Genomic DNA, 20,400 nt, shown 5'->3' with positions numbered 1-20,400 from the left:
TTTTCAGACGGCCTTTTATATTGGGAGCGTTTATATCAAAGATGGAATATAAACCGAATCAGCGACGGCGGCCAAAGCCCCGACCCATGCTTGGGCGGCGGTAGTTGGAAGGCTGACGCGCGGTTTCGCGGTAACGCTGTTGCTGTTGCGCATTTTGCTGTTGGGCACGCAGGGTGCGCGTATTCAGCTGTTGGCTGGTGCGTCCGTTTGGACGTGCGGTTTGATAATAGTTAGCACGGGCTTGACGGGCAATCGGGCTGTTTTGGTTGCTTGCTTGTGTGAATTTGTTGGCCAATGCGTTGCCGATAAATGCACCGGCTGCAGTACCCACCAAACTTTGCAGCAGCCAGCTGCCGGTGGATTGGTCGTAGATATATTGTTGGCCGTCTGTACCGGTTACCGGTTGGCCGTTGTTGCCGTTGGCTTGTGCTTCGGCAGGAATGGTGTCTTTCACGGCTTCAGGCGTGAGCTGGTAAACCGTATTGTCTTCTTGTTGGCCGTTTTGTTGTGCCAACTGTTGTTGCAATGCTTCGATTTGTTTTTGTTGCTGCTCAAGCTGCGCTTGGGTATTGTCTTTGCAGGCAGCGAGGGCAAAAGTGGAAAGGGCGGCTAAGGCAATCAGTTTTTTCATTGTTTTTCCTGAGAGAGGTTTGTCTTTGCCGAGATTTCGGCGGAGTGTGTTTGCCTAATATTAAACCATTTCCCTGTTTTTCAAGTGGTTTTACAAAATAATATTGGAAAGTTGCGCTGCAAATGCACGGCTGTTGGCAGCCAAATTGCCCAATGCAGGCATTTCGTGTTCGGTTTCGATAATCAGCAGGTTGGCAGGGCGGCGGGTGTGCAGGGACATTTGCATTTCAGCGGGAGAGAAGGGCATGTGATGGCGTTTGGCGAAAGCTTCGGCGCGTTTATTGGCGGTTTTGAGCATAGGCAGCAGGGTAATATCCAAATGGAAACGGCGTACGCCCAAAACCAAAATACGCGCTGCGAAGAAATCCGCTTCATCAGTAAAAACGTTGGGGCTGCTTTGAGTGAAGTCGTGGCGTTCTGCGGCAATTAAAGTCGCGATGGTGCGCACTTGCGGAATCAGGGCTTCGCTGATGAGGCTGTCAGGCGAATCGGGCAAAGTGTGCATGTTGAGCATGCTGTGGTGGCTGTTGCTGTCAACGACCATGCGGCAGGTGTGTAACATTTGGGTTTGGCTGTGGATTTTAGTTGAAGCGGTCATGGCTGTATTCCTTATTTCTTAAAAATGGGTGGATTTAAGCGGCCATGGTGGGTATAAAAAAAGCCGCTCAAATGAGGCGGCTCTAATTTGCGTATTTTCAATTTGGTCTGTTTCAGACAAGCGCAAAAAAGTACCGCACGTTTGTGTGGTACCAATAGAAGAAAGTAGCAGAGCGTTGCGCGGTTTGCATGATGAAAATACGTCTTTAATGTATAAAAGAATGGAACGTAGTTTAAAACAAGAATGCCAGTAATTTCAATATCCAATCGACAAAACCCACCAATAAATCTACAAGTTGTTGTAATCCTTCCAATTTATTTTCTTTCGAGTGAGTCAAATTTGCACAATTATAATGCAAAACCAGGTGAATTGATAACAATCCGAGTAAGGTCTTTAAAAAGGCCGTCTGAAATTCAGCTTTCAGACGGCCTTTATTTTTGTTTATCCAATCAATAAACGTCGCGTTGGTAGCGTTTGTCTTCGCGCAGGTCGTTGAGGTAGTCCTCGGCTTCGTCGCGGCTGAGTTTGCCTTGGGTTTCGATGACTTCGATCAGGGCGTTTTCGACATCACGCGCCATGCGTGCGGCGTCGCCACAGACGTAGATGTGTGCGCCTTGTTGCAGCCAGTTCCAAACTTCGGCGGCGCATTCGGCGATTTTGTGTTGGACATAGACTTTATGTTCGCCTTGACGGCTCCATGCGAGGTCGGCGCGGGTGAGGAGGCCGTCTTTACGCCATTCACTCCATTCGAGTTGGTAGAGGAAGTCGTCGGCCAGGCGTTGGTTGCCGAAGAAGAGCCAGTTTTTGCCGCTGTCGCCATTGGCGGCACGTTGTTGCATAAAGGAGCGGAAGGGGGCGACACCTGTGCCTGCACCGATCATGATGATGGGGGTGTCGCCGTTTTGAGGCAGGCGGAAGTTGGGGTTGGGTTCGACAAAGACGCGGATTTCGCTGCCTTCTTCGAGGCGTTCGCCCAAGTAGCCGGATGCTGCACCGGTGTAGGTGTGGTCGTGGTGGTCGAAACGGACCACGCCTACGGTAAGATGGACTTCTTCGCCGACTTCGCCTTGTGCAGAGGCAATGGAGTAAAGGCGCGGGGTTTGTGGGCGGAAGAGGCTGTATAGGGTTTGTGCATCCAGTGGGTGTGGATGGGCGGCAAATACGCCGACGGGCGGTGTGGCGGCGAGGTAGGTGTCCAGTTGGGCTTTATCTGCGGCTATGGTTTTGAGTTTTTCGTTGTTTGTTAATTCGGCGTATTGTTGGACGAAGGCGGGTGTATTTTGGGTAATGTCTGCGGATTCGGTCAGGGCTGTGCGGATGTCGGTTTCGCGGCCGTCTGAAAGTTGGACGGTTTCGTTGCCGTTCAGTTGGTTGAGGTCGAGGATTTCTTGAACGAGGTCGCTTGCATTAAGCGGCCATACGCCGAGCGCGTCGCCTGCCTGATAATGCAGACCTGAGCCGCTGAGGTCGATTTCGATGTGTTCGACGTCTTTTTCTGCATCACGCGAGGTGATTTTTTGGCGCACGGATAGGGTGGCTGTGTAGGGGTTTTCTTTGGTGTACACGGTGCCGCTGCTTGGTGTTGCTGAACCGTTTGGTGCGGCGGTTGGACTTGGGCTTGCTGCTTGGGCGGTTAACTCGGCCACTTTGGGTACGACGGCGGCAATCCATGCGTCGGCATCGGCTTGGAATTCTAAGTCGCAAATGCCCAAGTCGTTCAGACGGCCTGCGCCCAGTTCGGCAAATTTGGCATCAAAGTCTTTGCCTGCTTGGCAGAAGTTGGGATAGGAGGAATCGCCAAGGCCCAAGACGGCAAAGGTCAATTTGCTGAGATCGGGTTTCTTTTTGCCGTAGATGAATTTGTACAGGGGCAGGGCTTCTTCGGGCGGTTCGCCTTCGCCTTGGGTGGAGGTCACCAAAAGGACGATGTCTTCGTCAGGCAGGGTTTTGCTTTTGAAATCGCCTGCGCTGCTGAGGAGGGCTCCTACGCCGGCGGTTTGAAGTTTGGCGTGTAAGGATTCGGCAACGCTGCGGGCATTGCCGGTTTGTGAGGCGGAGAGAACTAATACGTGGCGGCTGACTGTCGAGGCGGTTGTTTGCAGGGCAGATGGTTCGGCTGCTGCTCCGGATACGCCTTGGCTTTGCGCCCAGCAATAGCCGGAGAGCCAGGCAAGTTGGGTGGGGGACAGGGTGGAGAGTTGGGCGGAGAGTTCGGGTGGTAGCGGATTGGCTTGGCTCATTTGGATTCCTTTGTTGGACGGCTATAACCGATTGTTTGAATAATGGACAGTCGCCACTTTAAACAGGCCGTCTGAAAAAAGGAAAGAATGCTTGGTTTTAATTTAAGATGATTTCGTTATATTCGGGAAAGTATTAGGCCGTCTGAGCATACTTGTTCAGACGGCCTTGAATTGGATAGAAACGAGATTTTCAGTTTCCGCTGGAGAGTTTCATCACTACGACGCCGGAGATGATGAGAAATGCGCCGAGCCAGCGGCCGAAGTTGGCGGCATCGTTAAAAAATACAACGCCCACTAAAAACGCCCCTGCCGCGCCTATGCCAGTCCAGACGGCGTAGGCCGTACCCATCGGAATACTTTTTTGTGCAAGGTAAAGGAAGTATCCGCTACCGGCGATGCAGGCAAGCGCGGCGGCAAAGCCATGCCAGCGGTAACCGTCCTGTTGTGCCAGCTTCAAGCCCAATGGCCAGCCGATTTCCAGCATACCGGCTAAGATTAAATAAAACCAACTCATAATATGTCCTGATGGTGTGTTAAGGTTTCAGACGGCCTTGGAAAGATTGTTTTCTTCCGAGAGTTCAACGCGTTGTCCGATATCTTTTAGATTGGAGTATTGTTCGACCAAGCGCGGTACATCGTCCAAGCTCATTGCAAACATCCATAAATAAGTGCTGACGGAATAGATATGGTCGGCACTGCCATAGCCTTTAAGCGTCATGTGTATAAAGGCGAAGCCGAACAATACGCTCATCGCTATGCCGATACTGAGATAGCCTAAGGCTTCGCGGTTGGAAATCAGCACGCGTAGTTTGGCAACCCAGCCATAGTGGCGGTAGAGCTGACGCTCGTTGCCGTCGCGGATAAGGTGGTTGTCGCGTTCAAGACGGTTGTTTAAACGGAAATATAGGTTTTCGCTGATGGCGGCAAAACGCGGCAGCAACCATAAAAACAGGGCAAGTATCGCGACAGCCAATACGCCCACCCAAAATTCCAATATCAGCAACATCATACATGCACCGAAGATGGAGACTAAGGAAGTAGCAGCGATGGGCAGGTGTTCTTCAAAAAAACTGACAAACTCACGCGATAGGGCAACGCGTGCGGTAATGGCGGAATGCGGTACTTCTCGTTTGCGCTGTTCCAAAACAACCGGGACGGCTATTTCGGTATAGATTTGGGTAAACGTACGCGTATCGACTGCTCGGCGGGCGGCTCCGATTATCCACATTAATAAAACCACTACACCATACAACATTGCCTGCCAGACGTTGCCTTCCATAACAGCATTAATCGCCCAACCGCCAAACACGGGATAAGCAAGAGCAGATTATCCAAGCCGACGAGAGAGAAGGTTGTGATGAGTTTGCGGCGGTGTGTTTGACCGATGTGTTTCAACATTTTCCACATGGTTGCCCTCCTTATTTAGTATTGAGGGTTTGCGCCATTAATTCGGCCAACGCGTCCAAATCCGCAAACAGTCGGGCTGCACGTTTTTCACCGAAGGCGGTAAAAATTTGTTTGCTGAATTCCTGCATGTTTTGCACCAATGGTGCGGCGTATTCTTTGCCTTGTTCGGTCAGCGACAATAGGCGTTCGCGTTTGTCTTGTTCGCTTTCGTGAAATGTCAGCAAGCCTTGTTCCGCTAGCGTTTTGCATGTGCCGGAAACGGTTTGCTTGGGCAGGCTCCATTCTTCGCCTATGTATTTTTGAGTGCGGCTGCCTTCGGTGGCCAAGGTGTAGAGAACGGCTAAAGTGTTGTAGTTGGTGTTTTGTTGTTTAATCCATTGGTCGAATGCGCTGTCTATGTGGCTGATGCGCATACCGAGTTGGTCAAGTTGATTCATAAATTGGTCTCTATATTGACTAATTGGATGCGGATTATAGTCATATTTAAGACTAATTACAAATAGAGGGCCGTCTGAAACAATCATTTTCAGACGGCCTTGAAACCGTTAAAATAATTAATGTAGAAACGATATATTCAGACTACGATAAACCTAATAAAACCATCTTCAACACATACGCCATGATTCATTTCTTATCTCAAAATATTTCATCCAAACAAGCCACTGCCATCGGGCTGCTTGCCGTTGCCTTGTGGAGCTTCGTCATTTCTCTGATACGCTCTTTGAGCCTGCATATGGGGGCAGTGGGCGGCGCGGCAATGATGTACACCTTGTCCACCGTATTGATTTGGCTGATTTTCGGTCGGCCGCATTTGCGCAATTACAACCGCAGCTATCTGTTTTGGGCGAGCGTGTTTTTTGTCGGCTGCGAATTGTGTTTGTCGTTGTCGGTTGGCTTTGCGAAAAACGCGAGACAGGCGGTGGAAATCGGCATGGTGAATTATTTGTGGCCGACGTTTACCATCGTCGGGGCGGTATATTTCAACAAACAGCCGTCAAAATGGTGGATAGTCATCGGCTTTGTGCTGTCGTTTTTGGGGATTGCTACTGTACTGGGCGGCGACGTCGGCTTGTCAATTTCCGGCATCTACCACAATGTCCGCTCTAATCCCGGCGGCTACATCATGGCATTTGCGGACGCAGTGTTTTGGGCGGCATATTGTACGCTGACGGCGCGTGTGAAAGCAGAGGGCAGCAGCGTCGGCTTCTTCTTTGCGCTGGTGTCGATACTGTTGTGGATCGAATACTTCCTCAGCGGCGCGAATACGTTGAATTTTGATACTGTATCGCTCGGCTATGCCGTTGCCGCTGCAGCTTGTATGGGGCTGGGCTATGCGGTGTGGAATATCGGTATTTCGCGCGGCAACCTGACCGTATTGGCAGGCGCATCTTATTTCATTCCAGTGTTGTCTGCGGTAGTGTCATCGTTTGTGATTAGCGCGCCTTTGTCCATGACGTTTTGGCAGGGAGCGGGAATGGTGTGCTTAGGGTCGATTGTGTGTTGGTTGGCGACACGGGGAAAACGGATGGCGTGAGGCAATATCCCATAGCTTTGCGATATAACGAAAACAGCTTTTTTAACAACCAAACATTCTTTCCCATTTTCAGACGGCCTGTTTAAAGTAGCAGTCAGTTTGAGAAATCACGAGAAATGGGAAAGAATCATGACCGCAGCTTCCGCTCCGCTTTTACGCTTCATTACCGCCGGCAGTGTCGATGACGGCAAATCCACGCTCATCGGCCGGCTGCTCTACGACAGCAAAACCTTGTTGACCGACCAGATTGACAAACTCAACCGCGCCGCCGAAAACGGCGAAACGCTTGATTTTGCCAGCCTGACGGACGGCCTTGCCGCCGAGCGCGAACAAGGCATTACCATTGACGTCGCCTACCGTTATTTCGCCACACCCAAACGCAAATTCATCATTGCTGATACGCCGGGACATGAGCAATACACGCGTAATATGATTACCGGCGCATCGACTGCCGATGCCGCCATTATTTTGGTTGATGCCACACGCGTTGATTTTTCAGGCAGCGAACCTGTCCTCCTGCCCCAAACCAAACGCCACAGCGCGATTCTGAAACTCTTGGGCTGCCCCAACATCATTGTCGCCGTCAACAAACTCGACCTGCTCGACTTTGATGAAGTCAAATATCAAGCCATTACCGAGGCCTACCGCAAACTGGCGGAGCAAATCGGCCTCAAGGCACAAATCCACTTCCTGCCCATCAGCGCATTAAAAGGCGACAATATCGTCAATGCCAGCAGCCAAACCCCGTGGTATCAAGGTTTGCCGCTTCTACCTTTACTTGAAAGCCTGCCCGTCAACCGTCAAAATGCCGCTGACCAAGCCGTGCATTTTCCGGTACAACGCGTGGCGCGCCAAGACGGCAGTAGCAGCGACGACTTCCGCGGTTATCAAGGTAGATTGGAAGCAGGCCGTCTGAAAGTGGGTGATGAAGTTAAAGTTTTGCCCAGCAGCCATGTTGCCAAAGTTGCCGAAATCTATAATGCAAACGGTAAAACCGAATCTGCCGAGGCAGGGGAAGTGTTGACTGTCGTTTTGGATACAGACATCGATATTTCACGCGGCAACAGCATTGTTTCAGCCGACAGCAGCATTGTTCCCGAACAACAATTTCAAGCCGCGCTTTGCTGGTTTGACGATATTCCGCTCAATCTGCGCCGCAAATATTTGCTGAAACATACTACCCAAACCACGCCGGTAAAAATCAGCGAAATTGCCTACGTTTGGGACGTGAACACCCTCAGCCGGGTTGAATCTGCCGAAACGCTCAAGCTCAACGACATCGGCAGCGTCAGCTTCAAAACCCAACAGCCGCTTGCTGCTGCCGCATATGAAGAGAATCATGCACAAGGCGCGTTTATTTTGATTGACGAAGCCACCAACCATACTGTCGCGGCAGGCATGATACGTAAAGTCAGCGAAACAAACAGTTTTGAAATTTAAAAGAAAAGTTGAAATAAAAAAAGGCCGTCTGTTGTTCAGACGGCCTAATATTTTATCCAAGTCGGAAATGCTTATGCGCCGTAAACCGGATATTTATTGCACAAAGCAGTCACTTGTTCGCGGACTTTGGCGAGGTTGGCTTCGTCTTCAGGATTAGCCAATACGTCGGCAACCAAGTTTGCCAATACGCGCGCGTCGGCTTCGTTAAAGCCGCGTGTGGTCATGGCGGCAGAGCCGATGCGGATGCCGGAGGTAACGAATGGTTTTTCCGGATCATTTGGAATAGCGTTTTTGTTGACGGTAATGTGTGCTTTGCCCAAAGCGGCTTCGGCGGCTTTACCGGTGATTTTCATCGGTTGCAGGTCAACGAGGAAAACGTGGCTTTCGGTACGGCCGGATACAATGCGCAAACCGCGTTTAACCAACTCCTCCGCCATGGCGGCAGCATTGATTTTCACTTGTTTTGCGTATTGTTTGAACTCAGGCTGCAACGCTTCTTTAAACGCTACGGCTTTGGCAGCGATAACGTGCATCAATGGGCCGCCTTGCAGGCTTGGGAAAATGGCAGAGTTCAGCGCTTTTTCATGGGTATTGTCACGGCACAAAATCACACCGCCGCGAGGGCCGCGCAGGGTTTTGTGGGTGGTGGTGGTTACGAAGTCGCAGAATGGCACGGGGTTAGGATATTCGCCGCCTGCAATCAGACCGGCGTAGTGCGCCATATCGACAAAGAGGTATGCACCGACTTTATCGGCGATTTCACGGAATTTTGCCCAGTCGATTTGCAACGCGTAGGCAGATGCACCGGCCACAATCATTTTAGGTTTATGTTCAAGAGCCAAGCGTTCCACTTCGGCATAATCGAGAACTTCGTTTTCATCCAAACCATAAGTAATGGCGTTGTAGAGTTTGCCGGAGATGTTAACGCTTGCGCCGTGGGTCAAGTGGCCGCCGTGTGCCAGAGACATGCCCAAAATGGTGTCGCCCGGTTTCAAAACAGAAGCATACACGGCTTGGTTGGCTTGGGAGCCGGAGTGCGGTTGAACGTTGGCATAGGCGGCGCCAAACAGTTCTTTTACGCGGTCAATCGCTAATTGTTCAACAATATCAACGTATTCACAGCCGCCGTAGTAGCGTTTGCCAGGATAGCCTTCAGCGTATTTGTTGGTCAATTGCGAACCTTGGGCTTCCATGACGGCACAGCTGACGTAGTTTTCAGAGGCGATCAGCTCGACGTGGTCTTGCTGGCGCTTGTCTTCTTGGGCGATGGCTGCTGCCAAATCGGGGTCATATTGTGCGAGGGTAACGCTTTTTGAAAACATGTTCTCGATTCCTTTGTGATGGGCTGAAAATATAGGATGGAGTGCTGCGAATTGGTTCAAGATGAACTATTTTTCTTGCATTGTCAACAATTGTGTCGGGTGTTTGGTTTCAGACGGCCTGAGATTGAAGGGTTTATTTGAAAATATCATCTTGTTTTAAATGAAAATCCATTTTTTCCAGAAGCGCGACCAAATCGGCTTCGGCTTGGGCGGCTTTAAGATTTTTTGCCAGTTCTACCAAGGCTACCGCATTTAATCGTTCTTTCTCCAGCCGTAGAGCTTCTTCGCTGAAGATTTTGATATTGTCTGCCGATTCGGCAGCATCTATTTTTTCAAATGGATAAAACGATTCTTCGTGTACGGCCAAACCGTCGGGCAAGGGGGCGGCATGGTTGAAATCGGCATCATTGACCGGCATCCATGAAGGATGGTTTTCAAGCAGGATAAATTGTCCGTCCATGCCGTTGATATGACGGAATAGGGTGGTTCGGCCATTGTGTAAACGCATAAGCCCGATTGTATGCCCAAGTCGGTAAGCCGTCTATAAAGCCGTTTCTTTCTATTTTGGCGCTAACTTATGTTGATATTATTAATTTTGATGTAAAACAGTTTCGACTTAAAAAAGACTGGATAAAACGCCCGTGTTTGTTATAATGAAGCTAAAGATTGATTCGTCCTAGTTTTTGACCGCAGTACTTTTTTATTTAATTAACAAGAGAGGAAAACAAAATGTTTCCAGAATATCGCGATTTGATTTCTAAATTGAAACAAGAAGATGCACACTTTGCCCGTTTGTTTGACGAGCACAATGAGCTGGACGATAAAATCACCGGTTTGGTTAACAACCCTGTTACCAGCGGTGCCGAAGAGATTGAAGAGCTGAAAAAAGCCAAACTCAAACTCAAAGACGAATTGTATGCTCTTCTGCAAAAAGCAGCAGGCAAATAATTAAAAATTGAATAAGGCCGTCTGAACGGTATGATAGGAATCTCGGATTTCGTTTCATACTGGTTCAGACGGCCTTTTTAGTTGTTTGGTATTTGTTATTTTTATTAGCACAATTTAACTTTTAATTGTAAATCACTCTTAATTGCGTTGAAAACTCTGTTAAGGTTATTTAAAATCTCGAATAATTTTTATTTTGATTTTAAACAAACAAAACCAAGAGAAACAATGCAATGAAAACATTCACACTCGCTATTTTGCCTTTGGCGTTAATTAGTGCATTCTCACACGCAGCTGAAGAGAAAGCTGTTGAACAGGCTGAAGTCGATACCGTTTACGTTACTGCCGAGAAGCAGTTGCAACAGTCGCTCGGCGTATCGCGTATTTCTAAAGACGACATCGACAAACGCCCTGCAGCCAATGATATTTCCGAATTTGTCCGCACTATGCCGGGCGTTAACCTGACCGGCAATACGGCGACGGGTCAGCGTGGCAACAAACGCCAAATCGACTTGCGCGGTATGGGCCCTGAAAATACATTGATTTTGATTGACGGCAAGCCGGTTAATTCGCGCCAATCCGAGCGTATTAGTATGCGTGGTGAACGCAATACGCGTGGCGACAGTAACTGGGTGCCGGTTGAAGAGATTGAATCCATTACCGTCTTGCGCGGTCCGGCGGCGACCCGTTACGGCTCTGGCGCGATGGGTGGCGTGGTCAATATTGTTACCAAAAAAGTGTCTAAAGAATTTAAAGGCCAAGTCAATCTTTACGCCAATCAGCCGCAAGACAACAAAGAGGGCGCAACCCGCCGTATCGGCTTTAATTTGAGCGGTCCGATTATCCAAGATACTTTGGGCTTCCGCATTTATGGCAACCTGAATAAAACGGATGCAGATGCTGCCGATATTAATGCCGGACACGGCAATGACAGCGCGGCCGGTGTTGAAGGTGTACGCAATAAAGACATTGCAGGCCGTCTGCAATGGAAAATCAGCCCAGCGCAAACGCTGATTTTGGACAGCAGTTACAGCCGTCAGGGCAATATCTACAACGGCGATACGCAAAACAGCAATCCGCGTTCTGCTTTGGTTAATTCTTTGGCCGACAGCAAAGCCGAAACTGCCCGCTTATACCGTTCCGCTTATTCTTTAACGCATGACGGCGCATGGGAATGGGGCGATACTAAAAACGTGATCAGTTATGAGCGCACAATCAACAGCCACTTGCCTGAAGGTTTGGCCGGTGGTCCGGAAGGCAGCTATACAGGCTTGGATTTTGTTCAAAGCCGTCTGAAAAACCTGCGCTTCAGCAGCGAAGCGAATATTCCGTTCAAACTTGGTGTCGATAACGTGTTGACGGTTGGTGCAGAATTTACTGACAGCAAATTGGACGATCCTGCCTCCAATACTCAGGGATTTAAAGACCAAGGCAAAACCGATGCGTTTAACGGCATCTCCGCAACGCGCGGTGGTAAGGCATCTCAACGCAACTGGGCGGCATACGTTGAAGACAATATTTCATTGACCGACAAAACCCATCTGATTCCGGCCATCCGTTTCGACCACAACAGCGACAGCGGCAGAAATTGGAGTCCGGCTTTGAACTTCTCGCATCAAATCGGCGAAAACTGGTTGGTCAAAGGCGGTATTGCCCGTGCGTATAAAGCGCCAAACCTGTATCAAACCAATCCTGACTTTATCCTGTACACACGCGGTCAAGGCTGTCCGCTCAATGCGCCGAACAGTGTCCGCTGCTACTACATGGGCAATGGCAATTTGAAACCTGAAACCAGTATCAATAAAGAGATTGGTCTTGAATTCAACAAAAACGGCTGGCAGGCTTCGGCGACTTATTTCCACAACGCGTACCGCAATAAAATCGTGATCGGCGACCAGCTCATTGCCACCAGCAATATTGGCAACTGGCTCCTGCAATGGGAAAATACGCCGAAAGCGACTATTTCAGGTATCGAAGGCAACTTGGTGATTCCGTTGCATGACACACTCAAGTGGAGCAACAATTTCACTTATATGCACAAATCTGAAGATTATCAAGGCAATCCATTGTCTTTGGTGCCGAAACATACCATCAACAGCACATTGTCTTGGACGCCGAACGAACGCTTCGATGCCAATCTGACCTTTACCCACTACGGCCGCACCAAGCCGCGCAGCGTGGCAGTCAACCGTTTGGAACAAAACGGCAATCCTCGTGCAGGCGTAGCAGCGTTGTCTTCCGAACACAGCCAAACCCAAGTCGGCTCTTACGGCATTTGGGGCATCAATGCAGGCTACAACTGGAACAAACGCGTGGCCGTCCGTGGCGGTATCAGCAATCTGTTTGACAAAAAACTGTATCGCACAACTGCCGGCGCACAAACTTATAACGAGCATGGCCGTGCTTTCTACGGCAGTTTGAAAGTATCGTTTTAAGTAGAGGCGTATTAAATCAGGCCGTCTGAAACGGTGTGAAATGAAATCTAGGATTTCTGACACATGGTTTCAGACGGCCTTTTTGATTTTAAATTTAGGAGTATTTGTTGTTACGGAATTTGCTTCACTTTTAAGAAAAGTAAAAGGGTGGCATTCGCCGCCCTGAGAATACAAACTACTTATTCGACCCAAGTCACCATTTCTTCAATCGGTTTGCGTGATTTTTTGGTGATTTCTTTGGCTCGATAGCCGAATGTTGCCGCTACGGATACACCCCATTCATTGGCATCAAACAGGCCTTCTGCTGCCAATACTTCGTTCATTTTATCGTAGTTGAAGCCTTCGATTGGACAGGAATCGATGCCGATGGCGGCTGCGCCTGTGAGCATATTGGCCAAAGCAATATAGGTCTGTTTACCGCTCCAGTCGAAGAGTGCGCGTTGGTCGTCGGCAATTTTAATGTCGGTTTCTTGGAAGCTTTTGTATCTTGCCAATGCTTTTTCCAGCTGCTCTCCTTGCAGACCCCTGCGTTCGGCAACACTGCGGAAGAACGGGGTATCGTAACGGGCATTTTTCTTGGCAAGGATAATCACCAGATGGCTGCAGTCGTCCAGTTGGAATTGCATCCCCCAGCTGAAAGGCTTGATTTTCTCACGCAGGGCTTTGTTTTGAATCACCAAGAATTTCCATGGCTCGGAGCCGACAGAGCTGGGCGAGAGGCGGGCAAATTCTAAAATCGCTGCAAAATCTTCTTGGCTGATTTTTTTGTTGGGATCGTAATAACGGGTGGAGCAGCGATTTTCGAATACTTGCAGCATTTGTTCGCGTGTAATTTGATTCATCTGGTTTTCCTAATAAATGAAGATGTTATTCCAATATCCGGTTCCTTTTGAGGCATCATTACCGGCATAACCTTAAGGAGGAAACAGGCTGGGGCAACACCATGTTAAATCAAACCTGACGGTCAGGCTATCTTTTAATTCTGAATTTCGTAAAAAAATTCGATAAATATCAATATCAATATGAAAAGGCCGTCTGAAACTTTAAACGTTTAAAGTTTCAGACGGCCTTTGATTTCAAATCCTAATTACAGATGAGGATTCATCAGGTTTTCAGGGGAGAGGATGCGGTTGAGTTCTTCTTCGCTCAATAAACCGCGCTCCAATACGACTTCGCGCACGCCTTTGCCGGTTTGGGCGCAGATTTTGCCGACCAAGTCGCCATTGCGGTGGCCGATGTATGGGTTCAGATAAGTGACCAAACCGATGGAGTTGAAGACGTAGTGTTCGCAGATTTCGCGGTTGACCGTAATGCCTTTGACGCATTTGTCGGACAGGTTGACCGTGGCGTTGCCCAAGAGGGAAATGGTTTCAAACATACATTGGGCGATTACCGGCTCCATAACGTTCAGCTGCAACTGACCTGCTTCGGCTGCGAAAGTGATGGTGGTGTCGTTGCCGATGACTTTGAAGCAGACTTGGTTGACGACTTCGGGAATCACGGGATTGACTTTGGCGGGCATGATGGAAGAACCGGCCTGCAATTCAGGCAGGTTGATTTCTTTCAAACCGGCGCGCGGACCGGAAGAGAGCAGGCGCAGGTCGTTACAGATTTTGGACAGTTTAACGGCTGTGCGTTTCAATGCGCCGTGTACCATCACATATGCGCCGCAGTCGGAGGTCGCTTCGATCAGGTTTTCAGTCAGTTTGCAAGGCAGGCCGCTGACTTCGGAAAGTTTCTCAACGACCAAAGCCGCATAGCCTTTAGGCGTATTCACGCCCGTACCGATGGCGGTGGCGCCGAGGTTGACTTCAAGCAGCAGGGAGCGGGTGCGGTCGAGGTTGAGGATTTCTTCTTCCAACAACACTTGGAAAGATTGAAACTCTTGGCCGGCAGTCATCGGCACGGCATCTTGAAGCTGGGTGCGGCCCATTTTCAAAACGTCTTTAAATTCTTCGGCTTTGGCGGCAAAGGCGTTTTTCAGGATAGCCAGTTTGTCGAGCAATTCGCCGATGCTGTAATACACGGCAAGGCGGAAGCCGGTAGGGTAGGCGTCGTTGGTGGATTGACTGGCGTTGACATGGTCCATTGGATTGACGATGTCGTAGTGGCCTTTTTCGTGACCCAAGACTTCCAATGCGAGGTTGGCAATGACTTCGTTGGTATTCATGTTGACCGAAGTACCGGCACCGCCTTGATAAACGTCGGACGGGAATTGGTCGAGGCAGCGGCCTTTGACCAATACTTCATCGCAGGCTTTTTCGATGGCTGCTGCGATTTCCGGCTTGATGGCACCCAATGCGCCGTTGGCTTGCGCAGTGGCTTTTTTAACCATGACCATGCTGCGGACAAATTGCGGTACGTCGGAAATTTTTTGTGTGGAAATTTTAAAATTTTCAATGGCGCGCAAAGTATGGATGCCCCAATATACCTCAGCAGGGATCTCGCGGTCGCCCAATAAATCGTGTTCGATTCGTACAGTCATTTCTCTTACCTTCTCGTATAGTTGTGTTGGTGTGCATTATGCGTTTGGAACATTAGCCCAGTTCGGCAAGATTGTCCAGTTAATAAGGCTTAATCGTCAGGATGAAAGCGTGCCGCTTCGCGTTCCTTGGCAACCGTATCTTTGTCTTTCAGCTTTGCGCCCAGACCCAACATTTTTTCGTATTCGGATTGCGGCGTGCCGTCCTCTTGCATACCAAACGCGCTGGCGTTGACCCAGAGGGCGAGTAGGGAAACGATAATGGCGAAAAAGCCGACGATATACCAAAACATTTTTTCTTCCTTATGTGTCTGTGGGTGTAGATTGTTGTGGTTTGTAAAGATGTGAATGTAGCACAAACGCGGTTGGGTTTAAATTCTTCTCCCGCATCCTTTCATTGATTTACCTGTAAGTGTTTAGAAAGGAAAAGGCCGTCTGAAAAGTAAGACTTTTCAGACGGCCTTGAGGCTTTGCCGGGAAGATTAGCCGCCGCATGCGCCGCAGCAACCGCCTTCGCTGTGACCGCCGCGTTTTTCTTCGTTGTTGATAACGGGCAGTTCGGTTTCTTCGGTTTGCTCTTTTTTATCTTCAGGTAAATCGTTTACTTTGATTTTGTTTTCTTCGGCCATGATACATCCTTTCAATGGATTGAGGAGTGGAAAGATTCATAAAGATAGCATCTTGAAGCGGATAAACCAAGCAGCACAAAACTGCCTTGTGATAATGCCATGACTTGGAACAATAAATTTGCTTGTAAAAGCGTTCAGACCGTCTGAAAAAATCCAAAGAGGAGTATTGGTTTTTATGGTTTGAAATGGCAGCAGAAAGATTTAAGAATGCTTGATTTGAAGGGATAAACTGACATTGAATTCAAAAACAATACAATGTTATCATCATCTGGAAACAGCCAATTTATCGGAGTATATATGTATTCACATCACAGCGAACGCCATTTCAGTGACCGCAACAACTGGCTTCGGGCAAGCGTATTGGGTGCCAATGACGGCCTGATTTCCACTGCCTCGCTGTTGACGGGCGTAGCCGCAGCCGCGCCAGATTTCCAAACCCTGCTGTTGACGGGCGTTTCTGCGCTTATTGGGGGCGCGGTGTCAATGGCGGCGGGGGAGTATGTTTCAGTGTCCAGCCAATCGGATACGGAAAAAGCCGATTTGCACAAAGAACGCTACGAATTGGCAAATAATCCTGATGCAGAGTTGGAAGAGCTGACGGAAATTTACCGCCGCCGCGGTTTGTCCGACCCGCTTGCCGCAGAGGTGGCCAAAGCCTTGATGGAACACGATGCACTCGCCGCTCATGCACGTGACGAAATCGGTATTACCGAAATCTCTGCCGCCCAACCCATGCAGGCTGCGCTGGCTTCTGCCGCTTCATTTTGTGCCGGCGCGATTTTGCCTTTACTGGTTGCATTGACGGCTTCTAGTGCCATTGTTCCGGCCTTGGCAGTTTCCACTTTATGCGGACTGGCCGGACTGGGCTATGCCTCCGCCAAACTCGGTGGCGCGCCTGTCGTTCCCGCCGTTTTGCGCGTGTGCTTATGGGGCGTTGCGGCATTGGTGATAACCGGATTTATTGGAAAACTGGCTGGCGTGGCCGTCTGAATGTAAGGCCTTATATTCTTTTAAACCTGTATCCAGTAAAATTGAAAATCTATTTGATCGCTAAAGGCCGTCTGAAAATTTTTCAGACGGCCTATGGTGCTTGTATTTACTTATTACAAACTGTTTTGTCATGACTTATCCGATTCCCAAACCCTGTGAAAAATCCCGTTGGCTCAATCTGTCTCAAGGCTCGCTGCCCTTGGCTTTGGCGCGTTATCTGCCGCATAAGCAGCTCAAGGTTGTCTTGACCCAAGATGCGGAACAGGCGCTACGCCTTCAGACGGCCTGGCTGTTTTTCCGTCCGCACGATACGGCTGTGTTCCTGCCGGACTGGGAAACGCTGCCTTACGAGCGTTTTTCGCCGCATCAGGATTTGGTGTCGGAGCGCTTGTCGGCATTGTGGCAGATTAAAAGCGGCGCGGCGGACGTGTTGTTCGTACCGGTTGCCACGGCGATGCAGAAGCTGCCGCCTGTGCCGTTTCTGGCAGGGCGCACGTTTTGGCTGAAAACAGGGCAGACTTTGGATATAGGCCGTCTGAAAACTGATTTGGTGGATGCGGGCTACAACCATGTGTCTCATGTTGTCGCTGCAGGTGAGTTTGCCGTGCGCGGTGGCATTGTCGATTTGTTCCCTATGGGCAGCGAAATGCCGTACCGCATCGATTTGTTCGACGATGAAATTGACAGCATCAAAACTTTCGATACCGAAACGCAACGCACCATTTCTCCCGTTTCCGAAATCCGCCTGCTACCGGCGCACGAGTTCCCCACCGACAGCGAAGCGCAAAAAATCTTCCGCAGCCGCTTCCGCGAGGAAGTCGATGGCAATCCGAACGATGCCGCAGTGTACAAAGCCGTCAGCAACGGCCATTTCGGCGCAGGCGTGGAATATTATCTGCCGCTGTTTTTTGAAAACGAGTTGGAAACGCTGTTTGACTATATCGGCGAAGATGCGCTGTTTGTTTCATTGGGCGACGTTCACGCCGAAGCAAACCGTTTTTGGAGCGACGTCAAATCGCGTTACACTATGGCGCAGGGCGATGAAACCTATCCGCCTTTGCTTCCACAGCATTTGTATCTCTCTGTCGATGTTTTTGCAGGCCGTCTGAAAAATTATGGTCAGGTATTGCCGGATATTTTTGGTGATGAACATACGTTGCCAAACTTGGCTGTCAACCGCCAAGCAGATGAACCGTTGCAGGCATTGAAGGATTTTCAGACGGCCTTTGACGGACGGATTTTGCTGTGTGCCGAAAGCTTGGGACGGCGCGAAACCATGCTCGGTTTCTTGCAGCAAAACGGTTTGAAAGCCAAAAGTGTGTCCGACTGGCAGGGCTTTTTGTCGGCACATGAGCCGCTGATGATCACAGTGGCGCCGTTGGCTTACGGGTTTAAATTAGAAGATCAAAACATCGCGGTCATTACCGAATCCGATCTTTATCAATATGTTGCCCGCTCGCGCAAACATCATCGTAAGAAACACGCCGCCGTTTCAGACGGCCTGTTGCGCGACCTTGCCGAAATCAATATCGGCGATCCTGTTGTACACGAAGAACACGGCATCGGCAGATATATGGGTTTGGTCACAATGGATTTGGGCGATGAAACCAACGAAATGATGTTGCTCGAATACGCGGGCGAAGCGCAGCTTTATGTACCTGTTTCGCAACTGCATTTAATCAGCCGCTATTCCGGTCAGGCGTATGAAAACGTTACTTTGCACAAGCTCGGCAGCGGTGCGTGGAACAAGGCGAAACGCAAAGCCGCCGAAAAAGCGCGCGACACTGCCGCCGAGTTGCTCAACCTCTACGCCCAACGTGCCGCCCAATCGGGACACAAGTTTGAAATCAACGAGATGGACTATCAGGCGTTTGCCGACGGTTTCGGCTACGAGGAAACCGAAGACCAGGCTGCCGCCATCGCCGCCGTGATTAAAGATTTGACACAAGCGAAGCCGATGGACCGACTCGTGTGCGGCGATGTCGGTTTTGGCAAAACCGAAGTCGCCCTGCGCGCCGCGTTTGTGGCGGTGATGGGTGGCAAACAGGTCGCCGTACTCGCCCCGACCACACTTCTAGTGGAGCAGCACGCGCAAAACTTCGCCGACCGCTTCGCCGATTTCCCCGTGAAAGTCGCCAGCCTTTCGCGTTTCAACAACAGCAAAGCCACCAAAGCCGCACTGGAAGGCATGGCAGACGGCACGGTCGATATCGTTATCGGCACGCACAAATTGGTGCAGGACGACATAAAATTCAAAAACTTAGGTTTAGTCATTATCGACGAAGAACACCGCTTCGGTGTGCGCCAGAAAGAGCAGCTCAAACGCCTGCGCGCCAATGTCGACATCCTTACCATGACCGCCACGCCGATTCCGCGTACCCTCAGCATGGCGCTCGAAGGCCTGCGCGACTTTTCGCTGATTACCACCGCGCCCAGCCGCCGCCTTGCCGTCAAAACCTTTGTCAAACCGTTCAGCGAAGGCAGCGTGCGTGAAGCCGTATTGCGCGAACTCAAACGCGGCGGACAAGTGTTTTTCCTGCACAATGAAGTGGATACGATTGAAAATATGCGCGAGCGGTTGGAAACCCTGCTGCCCGAAGCCCGCATCGGCGTGGCGCACGGGCAACTGCGTGAGCGCGAGCTGGAACAAGTCATGCGCGACTTTTTACAGCAACGATTTAACGTGTTGCTCTGTTCCACCATCATCGAAACCGGTATCGACATTCCCAACGCCAACACCATCATCATCAACCGCGCCGACAAATTCGGGCTGGCGCAACTGCACCAGCTTCGCGGGCGCGTCGGCCGCAGCCACCACCAAGCCTACGCCTACCTGCTCACGCCCGAATACATCACCAAAGACGCAGAAAAACGTCTCGACGCCATCGCGGCGGCAGACGAACTCGGCGCAGGTTTCACCCTTGCCATGCAGGATTTGGAAATCCGCGGCGCAGGCGAAATCCTTGGCGAAGGACAATCCGGCGAAATGATACAGGTCGGCTTCACGCTCTACACCGAAATGCTCAAACAAGCCGTGCGCGACCTCAAAAAAGGCCGCCAACCCGACCTCGACGCGCCATTGGGCATTACCACAGAAATCAAACTGCACAGCCCGGCATTATTGCCAGAAGACTACTGCCCCGACATTCACGAGCGCCTCGTCCTCTACAAACGCCTCGCCGTCTGCGAAACCGTGCAGCAAATCAACGCCATACACGAAGAACTCGTCGACCGCTTCGGCCTTCCCGAACAACCCGTCAAAACCCTCATTGAAAGCCACCACTTACGGCTTGCGGCAAAAGAATTGGGCATTGATGCCATCGATGCGACCAGCGAAGCGGTAACGGTAACCTTTGGCAAAAACAACAATGTCGATCCAACCGAAATCATCCTGCTGATTCAGACAGATAAGAAATATCGGCTGGCAGGGGCAGACAAGTTGAAGTTTACGGCTCAGATGGAGGATGTGGGGACGCGGATTAAGACAGTGAAGAGTGTGTTGAAGACTTTGAAAGAAAGAGTGATAGCAAATTAGGGGCTAGTGAAAAGAGGTCGTCTGAAATTTTGCAGACGACCTGCAATACCATTTATACAGAAAACAGAATATCATTGGTGATGTCTAGAACAAGTTTAGCCTGTATAAGTATAGTATGCACCATGAAGTACACATATAGTTTAAAAATTTCACACAACTATTTTTTAGCAATCTATACTACCAAATTGTCAATCAATTTCAAAATAATTAGCA

17 protein-coding genes and 1 pseudogene are annotated in these 20,400 nt (G+C 49.9%); 6 read left to right on the top strand and 12 right to left on the bottom strand.

The genetic code is table 11. The annotated features are described in order from the left end of the window. Window positions 1-58: 58 nt before the first annotated feature. The 6 genes and pseudogenes from ACTHSX_RS00270 to ACTHSX_RS00245 form a co-directional block, all read right to left on the bottom strand. On the bottom strand, window positions 59-631 hold the full coding sequence (locus ACTHSX_RS00270) for a hypothetical protein (RefSeq protein ID WP_070589625.1): 573 nt from the start codon (window positions 629-631) through the stop codon (window positions 59-61). A gap of 90 nt (window positions 632-721) precedes the next feature. Continuing rightward, window positions 722-1,228, bottom strand: coding sequence for a hypothetical protein (locus ACTHSX_RS00265; RefSeq protein ID WP_440376647.1), 507 nt, complete (start codon window positions 1,226-1,228; stop codon window positions 722-724). A 449-nt stretch (window positions 1,229-1,677) separates the two neighbouring features. Then, window positions 1,678-3,468, bottom strand: a complete 1,791-nt coding sequence (locus tag ACTHSX_RS00260; RefSeq protein ID WP_440376648.1) for an assimilatory sulfite reductase (NADPH) flavoprotein subunit — start codon at window positions 3,466-3,468, stop codon at window positions 1,678-1,680. Window positions 3,469-3,658: 190 nt separating this feature from the next. After that, window positions 3,659-3,982, bottom strand: coding sequence for a DMT family transporter (locus ACTHSX_RS00255; RefSeq protein ID WP_440376649.1), 324 nt, complete (start codon window positions 3,980-3,982; stop codon window positions 3,659-3,661). A gap of 27 nt (window positions 3,983-4,009) precedes the next feature. Next, a pseudogene (locus tag ACTHSX_RS00250) lies at window positions 4,010-4,875 on the bottom strand (ABC transporter six-transmembrane domain-containing protein). A gap of 11 nt (window positions 4,876-4,886) precedes the next feature. Continuing rightward, a complete protein-coding gene (locus ACTHSX_RS00245) occupies window positions 4,887-5,312 on the bottom strand; it encodes a MarR family winged helix-turn-helix transcriptional regulator (protein WP_440376650.1) in 426 nt (141 codons plus the stop codon). A 182-nt stretch (window positions 5,313-5,494) separates the two neighbouring features. Here ACTHSX_RS00245 and yddG point away from each other — a divergent pair, with 182 nt between their 5' ends. Beyond that, window positions 5,495-6,409, top strand: coding sequence for an aromatic amino acid DMT transporter YddG (yddG, locus tag ACTHSX_RS00240; protein ID WP_234395977.1), 915 nt, complete (start codon window positions 5,495-5,497; stop codon window positions 6,407-6,409). Window positions 6,410-6,538: 129 nt separating this feature from the next. After that, on the top strand, window positions 6,539-7,849 hold the full coding sequence (locus ACTHSX_RS00235; protein WP_440376651.1) for a sulfate adenylyltransferase subunit 1: 1,311 nt from the start codon (window positions 6,539-6,541) through the stop codon (window positions 7,847-7,849). A 71-nt stretch (window positions 7,850-7,920) separates the two neighbouring features. On the opposite strand, the gene glyA is transcribed toward ACTHSX_RS00235, so the two are convergent. Next, window positions 7,921-9,171, bottom strand: coding sequence for a serine hydroxymethyltransferase (glyA, locus tag ACTHSX_RS00230; RefSeq protein ID WP_254322746.1), 1,251 nt, complete (start codon window positions 9,169-9,171; stop codon window positions 7,921-7,923). Between the two features lie 133 nt (window positions 9,172-9,304). Next, window positions 9,305-9,679 (bottom strand): hypothetical protein, encoded by a 375-nt coding sequence (locus ACTHSX_RS00225; protein ID WP_070461683.1) that lies wholly within the window; start codon window positions 9,677-9,679, stop codon window positions 9,305-9,307. A gap of 221 nt (window positions 9,680-9,900) precedes the next feature. On the opposite strand from ACTHSX_RS00225, the gene ACTHSX_RS00220 reads away from it, so the two are divergent. Next, entirely contained in the window at window positions 9,901-10,119 is a 219-nt protein-coding gene (locus ACTHSX_RS00220; RefSeq protein WP_003685475.1) for a YdcH family protein, read from the top strand. A 230-nt stretch (window positions 10,120-10,349) separates the two neighbouring features. Next, window positions 10,350-12,551, top strand: a complete 2,202-nt coding sequence (locus ACTHSX_RS00215; RefSeq protein ID WP_070461685.1) for a FepA family TonB-dependent siderophore receptor — start codon at window positions 10,350-10,352, stop codon at window positions 12,549-12,551. Between the two features lie 179 nt (window positions 12,552-12,730). Here ACTHSX_RS00215 and ACTHSX_RS00210 read toward each other — a convergent pair whose 3' ends face one another. The 4 genes from ACTHSX_RS00210 to ACTHSX_RS00195 form a co-directional block, all read right to left on the bottom strand. Continuing rightward, window positions 12,731-13,393: an NAD(P)H-dependent oxidoreductase gene (locus ACTHSX_RS00210; RefSeq protein WP_063075894.1), complete on the bottom strand. Its 663-nt coding sequence runs from the start codon at window positions 13,391-13,393 to the stop codon at window positions 12,731-12,733. A 245-nt stretch (window positions 13,394-13,638) separates the two neighbouring features. Continuing rightward, window positions 13,639-15,036, bottom strand: coding sequence for an aspartate ammonia-lyase (gene aspA, locus ACTHSX_RS00205; RefSeq protein ID WP_440376652.1), 1,398 nt, complete (start codon window positions 15,034-15,036; stop codon window positions 13,639-13,641). A gap of 89 nt (window positions 15,037-15,125) precedes the next feature. Beyond that, window positions 15,126-15,326 (bottom strand): hypothetical protein, encoded by a 201-nt coding sequence (locus ACTHSX_RS00200; protein ID WP_003685538.1) that lies wholly within the window; start codon window positions 15,324-15,326, stop codon window positions 15,126-15,128. 189 nt (window positions 15,327-15,515) lie between these two features. Next, window positions 15,516-15,662 (bottom strand): hypothetical protein, encoded by a 147-nt coding sequence (locus ACTHSX_RS00195; protein ID WP_003685706.1) that lies wholly within the window; start codon window positions 15,660-15,662, stop codon window positions 15,516-15,518. A 297-nt stretch (window positions 15,663-15,959) separates the two neighbouring features. Here ACTHSX_RS00195 and ACTHSX_RS00190 point away from each other — a divergent pair, with 297 nt between their 5' ends. Together ACTHSX_RS00190 and mfd are read left to right on the top strand one after the other, a co-directional pair. After that, a complete protein-coding gene (locus ACTHSX_RS00190) occupies window positions 15,960-16,652 on the top strand; it encodes a VIT1/CCC1 transporter family protein (protein ID WP_440376653.1) in 693 nt (230 codons plus the stop codon). A gap of 130 nt (window positions 16,653-16,782) precedes the next feature. Next, the gene (gene mfd / locus ACTHSX_RS00185) at window positions 16,783-20,187 is read left to right on the top strand and encodes a transcription-repair coupling factor (protein ID WP_440376654.1); all 3,405 of its coding nucleotides are present in this window, start codon (window positions 16,783-16,785) and stop codon (window positions 20,185-20,187) included. The last annotated feature ends 213 nt before the right edge of the window (window positions 20,188-20,400 follow it).

This window comes from Neisseria sp. P0014.S002, assembly GCF_051958295.1.
Lineage (GTDB): Bacteria > Pseudomonadota > Gammaproteobacteria > Burkholderiales > Neisseriaceae > Neisseria > Neisseria flavescens_B.
Note: the sequence above shows the minus strand (reverse complement) of the source record. Positions and strands in the feature narration are given on the sequence as shown.